Annotated in this window: 5 protein-coding genes; all 5 read right to left on the bottom strand. The window is 51.9% G+C overall.

Annotated elements, in window-relative coordinates:
• Positions 1 to 256: 256 nt before the first annotated feature.
• Entirely contained in the window at positions 257 to 2,164 is a 1,908-nt protein-coding gene (locus tag QZ105_RS09915) for a glutamine synthetase (protein ID WP_366936044.1), read from the bottom strand.
• Positions 2,165 to 2,349: 185 nt separating this feature from the next.
• Positions 2,350 to 3,390 (bottom strand): DNA polymerase III subunit delta, encoded by a 1,041-nt coding sequence (holA, locus tag QZ105_RS09910; RefSeq protein ID WP_293729760.1) that lies wholly within the window; start codon positions 3,388 to 3,390, stop codon positions 2,350 to 2,352.
• A complete protein-coding gene (locus tag QZ105_RS09905) occupies positions 3,381 to 3,689 on the bottom strand; it encodes a helix-turn-helix transcriptional regulator (RefSeq protein WP_293729759.1) in 309 nt (102 codons plus the stop codon). Before QZ105_RS09905 ends, holA begins: the two co-directional genes overlap by 10 nt.
• Positions 3,673 to 4,044, bottom strand: a complete 372-nt coding sequence (locus tag QZ105_RS09900) for a type II toxin-antitoxin system RelE/ParE family toxin (protein WP_293729758.1) — start codon at positions 4,042 to 4,044, stop codon at positions 3,673 to 3,675. The genes QZ105_RS09905 and QZ105_RS09900 overlap by 17 nt, the downstream gene beginning before the upstream one ends.
• Positions 4,045 to 4,064: 20 nt before the next feature.
• Positions 4,065 to 6,007, bottom strand: a 1,943-nt coding sequence (locus tag QZ105_RS09895) for a DNA internalization-related competence protein ComEC/Rec2 (protein WP_293729757.1), incomplete at its 5' end; no start/stop codon positions are given.

Below are 6,007 nucleotides of genomic sequence, written 5' to 3'. Positions count from 1 at the left end.
CCTATTTTATTATACCAAAAAAGGCCGCCTCTCGGCGACCTTTTTCGACAGTCTGTAACCGTTACTATATTTAGTAACGGTTTTTCTTTTTCATGCGTACATCGAGCAAACGCACCATATTTGAACATAACCGTTTCTATCATAGTAACGTTTTTTCTATATATGTCCAACAGTAACTTCATAAAAGCCAAAGGGCTGTCGCACTTTTTAGTGTGGCAACCCTTTTTATTTTGCGTATTTGGCTTATCGTCAGAACTCAGTCGATAATATTTTGTTTGTAATCGTGATAGAGGATCTTCAGCTCCTCCACCGCCTTGGCCATTTCAATCTTCAAAGCGGAAGCCGTATCGTAATCCTCGGCGGCGATGGCCTTGCGGATGCTGGTAAACAGGCTCTTTTCTTCAAAGGAATCCTTAGCCAGCTTCGTGCGCAGCGCCTGAATTTTATGCCACAGCGCCAAATCGCAGTCAGTGCAGCTTTCCGGCTCGTGCAGCTTTTTCATTTCTACAACCGCTAAATAATTTTCCGGAATCAAGCGGGTCAGCAGTTCCGTCTTCCAGCGGATTAAAGCGCCCTGCTTAAAGGATTCGATATATTCCTTCTTCAAGATGCCGCCTTGAGTAAGCACGCCCACCTTTTCGGGATATTTCTCAAAGGCGCAGAGATTTTCCCAAACCGTAGCGGGAGGCTCGCCGAATAATTTGCTGCGTTCTTCCGCAGTAAAATCCTCAAAAACGTCGTCCTCGGTACGGTATTGACGGTCAGTATCCAGATAGAAACCGGGCTCGCCTGCCTTCTTGGAAATTTCTTTTTCCAAAGCTTTCAAATCCTTGCCGGATTCCACGCAGGCCTTAATGCCGTCCAGGCAGGACAGATAGAAGGCTGCCAAAGCGATATAAGTGTTGGTGTAAGGATTCGGCGAACGCATCTCGATACGGGTAGCCTTATCGTTATCCAAATCGCGGATTAAGCCAGCTAGAATCGTTCTGTTGCGGGAAGGATTTTCCGGGCTCATGCCCAGACTGGTAACAATGCAGACGGGCGCTTCAAAGCCGGGCTTCAAGCGGTTCAGCGAGTCGATGGTGCAGGAAATAAAGGGATTGGTAACCTCGTAATTTTTCAGCAGGCCCATCAGCGCGCCGTAGCCGATAGCGGACAAAAAGTCCTTGTGCATATCCTTGGGCGAAAACAGGTTGACAAATTTGCCGTTCTTCATCCTAGCGGCTATGCCAACATGCGTATGCTCGCCGCTGCCTGCTACTCCAGGAATCGGTTTAGCCTGGAAGGAAACCTCCAAGCCGTTCATGCGGAATACTTCCTTCACGATGATGCGCGCCAGCAATTCGTTATCGCCAGTCTGCACGCCGCTGGCAAACTTCCAGTCCACCTCAAGCTGCTCCATAACGTGGGTCATGTGCCCGGCTGCGTCGATCTGACCCTTAACGCCGCCGCATTCCTTATGGCCCATTTCCGGCTCCAGGCCGTAAAGGTCTAAGGTTTCCACGGTTTGCTCCAAAGCGGTGCGCACATTGCCGCGGGTGCGCTGCCAGTATTGCTCCTGCATCATTTGAGAAGAGGACAGCGCTTCGATGGGAGCGTCCTCGCGCGGAGATTTTACCCAAAATTCCAGCTCGGTAGCGCTGGTGAAAACAAGCTTTTCAATTTCAGCCGGATTAACGTGCTCCAAACCGGGAATCACCGGATGCTTTTTAAACAGCTCCATGATTTCGCTTTCCACATAATCCAGCGTATTTTTCAAAATGGAACGGGAATCCACAAAATTGCCGTTATGCAGCAAATAGCAAGGAATGCGCAGCGTGCCGATCATTTTACCGTTAGCCGCGTCGAAATGCTCATAATTATAATCTACAAACCAATTAACAGATTTATCTACAACTAAATCTACGCGGGCGTTATTCAGCGTGGCGATGCCCGTCAGCACTACGGAAGAACCGTCGGTCTGAGCGGCGCTGCCCTCCAAAAAGCTGCGCATATCTTCCAGAAAAACCTTCATGGGAATTTTTTCGTCCGTATCATTACCGGCAAAATCCACGCCCATCAAGGAGACAAATTTGATTTCCGGATGCTGAAGCAAAAGCTCGCGCAGGGCTTCTTCGGTTTGCTGTTCAGGTTTAATAACATACAGTAAATCTTTGTTGTTCATGATTGTGTGCAGCGTCAATGACAGCTGCTCTCCTTTCTCAATACTCCCTAATTGCCCAGAAAAACGAAAAAGACTTTTTTAAGAGCAGGGACACTAATCCCCGACCTAAAAAAGTCTTCGTTGACTGTTCACAGCTATTATAACAACTTCTCACCGCTTTGTCCAGCTTTTGTTTGCTACAACCTTCAGCCAATGAGGCACAGCAAAATTTCCTCCAGACGCTCGTAGCCGCGCCCGCCCTTACGCAAATCTATATTCAGCTGCGCTAAATCCAGCAACGCTTGCTGCAAAGCCTCCTGCTGAAACCGCCGGCACTGCTCCTGCATTTTTTGGGCGGCGTAAGGATGCAGCTTGAGCTCCGCCGTAGCGCCCTTCAAATCATAGCCGTGCTGCCGCAGCTCCATAAATTGCAGCATTTGCCGCAGCTTAAACATAATTAAGGCGCAGACGGGCAAAATGCTGCTGCCCTTCTTGCGTTCGTCCGCCAAAAGCCGCAGCGCCTCCGACAGCTTGCGGTCGCAGATAAAATTCAGCAGCGCAAAGCTGGATGCCTCCGGCAAAGCGGAAAAAATTTCGTCCACATCAGTTTTAGTCCACGTCTTGCGCTCGCCTGCGTAAACCGCCAGCTTGGCAATTTCCTGCTGCAGCAGCTGCAAAGGAGCGCGCTCCACCGGCGCCAGATATTCCAGCACCGTACCGACGGCGTCCCGCTCCCAGCGCGCGCCGTACTGCTCTGCCTGCCGCTCCAGCCACGGAGCCAAATCGTAAGGGCGCAGGCTGGCACATTCGCACAGCAGCGCCTGTTTTTTCAGCAGCTTGAACAGCTTGGTGCGCTTGTCCAGCTTGCTGGCGCAAATCAGCACCGTACAATATTCCGGCACATCGCTTAAAATATCCGCCAGCTTATCCAGCTGCTGCTTTTTGCTGTCGCTGTCCTGCTTGCCGCCCCACAGCTTTTCATCCTTCAAAATTACCAATGAACGACCGCAAAAAAACGGATAGGTATTGACCACAGCCGCCAGCTGCCGCAGGTCGGTATCCTTATCAAAAATTGTGATTTCCCTGTCGGCTTCGTCGATACCGGCAAAAACAAACGGCGGCACAGCAGCAGCAATCTGACTGCGATAATAGTCCTCCTCACCGTACACGGCCAATATATTCCCCATATCTGGCAACGGCTTGCCCTGCTGTAATCTGAATAATAATTCCTCCGGCTTTATTTCCATGACGGCACCTCGGCGTCAAGAGGAACAATCGCCAGCTTTTTCCCCAGCGGAACCAAAATTTTTATCAGCGTGCTGATACTGGGTATAGAAGTACCGCGCTCCAAACGGGCGATTACCGGCTGCTTAACGCCGCTCAATTCCTCCAACTGCTTTTGCGTAATATTTTGTTCATGCCGCGCTTTAATAATTTCGCCAATCAAAGCCACTCGCAAATCGCATTCCGCTATTTCTTCCGGCGTATACAATTCCGTGCGCACTTGCTGCCATTCGCTGCCCACAGAGCTATATTCTTTCGTCATTTTTACCGCTCCTCTCACAAAAATCCTTAAATGCGTTCTGCGCCTTTTCTATTTCTCTTTTCGGAGTTTTCTGCGTTGTTTTCATAAAATAATGCAGCAGCACAAAGCTATTGCCAGTCCACGCGGCAAATAATACTCTGTCCCGCAATGGCCGCAGCTCCCAAATATTTCCTGCCAAATGCTTTATGTAAGGCTCGCATAATTCCAAACCATATTCGCTTAACGCGCTGATATACTCATTGTACTTATTTAATTTTATCCGACTATCCTTGTCTTTTCTTTTACTTAACTGCACAAGGTAGTCTTTTACCGGCTGCTTGCCCTTGCGATCTTGATAAAATATTATTTTATACACGTTTCCTCCTATATTATAACTCAAAAGTTATTATTCTGCAATCTTCTGAACGCTTTGCCGTCATACGCCCAGCAGCGCAGCTCCTCCGCGAACTCTATCTTAATGCAGCCCATAGCGTCCGTGCGCAGTACGCGGCTGCCTGACGCCCGCAAGCGTTCCATAGTTTCTGCATGCGGATGGCCGTAACGATTGCCGCGTCCGCAGGAAATTACCGTTACCAACGGCTGTACCTGCTGCAAAAATTCGGCGCTGCTGCTGTACTTCGACCCGTGATGCCCGGCCTTCAGCACCGTATAGCGGCCCAGCGCCAAATTTTGCTCCCGTTCCTCGCCCATATCGCCCGTCAGCAGCAGGCTGCCGTAAGGACTGAAAATTCCTGCCAGCGTGCTGGCCTCGTTGCCTGCAATTTGCTCCGCAGGCACGGATAAACGCAGCAATATATCTTCAAATTGCCAGCTGCGGCCCTGCTTAGCCAAGTAGATTTTGCTTTCGCCTGCCGCCGCGATTATTTTTTGACGAATCACAGCGCTTGCTTCCGTCAGCTGTTCCCGTGGCAATACGATTTCCTTAACCGGCATGTGCCGCAAAAGCCCTGACGCGCCGCCTGCGTGGTCAAAATCATAATGGCTTAGCAGCAGCACATCAACGGAAGTAATGCCCACACTGCGCAAAAAGGGAACTAATATTTTGCCTCCGGTATCAAAAGACGCCAAACCGCCGGTATCATACACTAACACCTGACGCGACGGCGTGACTAATACCACGCAGTCCCCCTGCCCCACGTCCAGAAAATACGCTGTCAGTGGCCGCGGCCCATACTGCTGCCACAGCAGTGCGCCGCCTAAAAGCAAAACGCAAACTGCCATCAAGCAGCGCCTTTCCCAATTGCGCAAAAATTGCAGGAAGGGCCAATCAGCCCACACAGCCACTAAGCCATAATAAATAACGGCGCACCACAGCGGCAGCGTGCCCACCGTCAGCACGCTTCCGAGCAGGCAGCTCAACCACGCGCCCTGGACCAACACCTGCCGCACTAAAAAGCCAGCCGCCGCTAATAAATAATCGCCCAAGGGCAGCGCGCAGCCTGCCAGCCCCAGCAAAGCCGTCAGTTCCAAAACCGGCACCAGCACAATATTGCTGACCAGGGAAATAAGCGAAAGCTGATGAAAATAGCCTACGATAAAGGGCAGCACTCCCAGCTGCGCCGCCAGTGTCACGGCTGCGCCTTCGCTGATAACAGCTGGCAGCCAGGCAGGTAAACAGCGCTGGCAGGCCGGCAGCAGCCATACTAAACCTGCCGCCGCGCCGAAGGAAAGCTTAAAGCCAATGTCTGCAAGCCACACTGGCTTGAACAGCAGCAGGCTCATTGCCGTCAGGCACAATAAACGTCCCCGTTCGGCCCCCGCGCCGCCGAACAGCACCGCCGTACTCATGAGCAACGCCCGCAGCACCGGCGGCCTGACGCCGCACAAAGCTGCGTAAGCGCACAGCAGCAGCACCAAAAGCATTCTGCGCCATTTCAGCGGCAGCGGCCTGAGCAACACGGACAGCAGGCTGGCCAGCAGAACTAAATGCGTACCTGATACCGACAGCAAATGCGCCAAGCCGTTAGCGATAAAAACCTCCCGCGTTCCATCGTCCAGGCGGCTACTGCCTCCCAAAAGCATGCCGCCGAGCACCGCGCCCGCTTCACCGCCTGCGCCCTGCTCCAAACGGCGGCACAAGTGCAAATTCAGCAGCTCCAGCTTATCGCGCCACCCGGTCTTCTCCTGAACGGCCAGCACTCTTGCGTTTTTCAACCTGCCGCCGAAATTATTGACCCGATTATACAGCTCGCTGTCAAAGCCGCCGGGATTACGAAAGCCGGTCAACGGTTCCAGTTGTCCAGTCAAGATCAGCTTGCCGCACTCCGGCAGAGCAGACTGCCGCACGCCTACTCTCAACCGTCCGCGATAAGCGCGCA

This window comes from uncultured Phascolarctobacterium sp., assembly GCF_905212365.1.
In the GTDB taxonomy this organism is placed as follows: Bacteria; Bacillota; Negativicutes; order Acidaminococcales; family Acidaminococcaceae; genus Phascolarctobacterium_A.
Note: the sequence above shows the minus strand (reverse complement) of the source record. Positions and strands in the feature narration are given on the sequence as shown.

Coding starts and splice junctions, on each gene's coding strand:
- QZ105_RS09915 (WP_366936044.1), bottom strand. CDS start 2,164: ATGAACAACAAAGATTTACTGTATGTTATTAAACCTGAACAGCAAACC.
- holA (WP_293729760.1), bottom strand. CDS start 3,390: ATGGAAATAAAGCCGGAGGAATTATTATTCAGATTACAGCAGGGCAAG.
- QZ105_RS09905 (WP_293729759.1), bottom strand. CDS start 3,689: ATGACGAAAGAATATAGCTCTGTGGGCAGCGAATGGCAGCAAGTGCGC.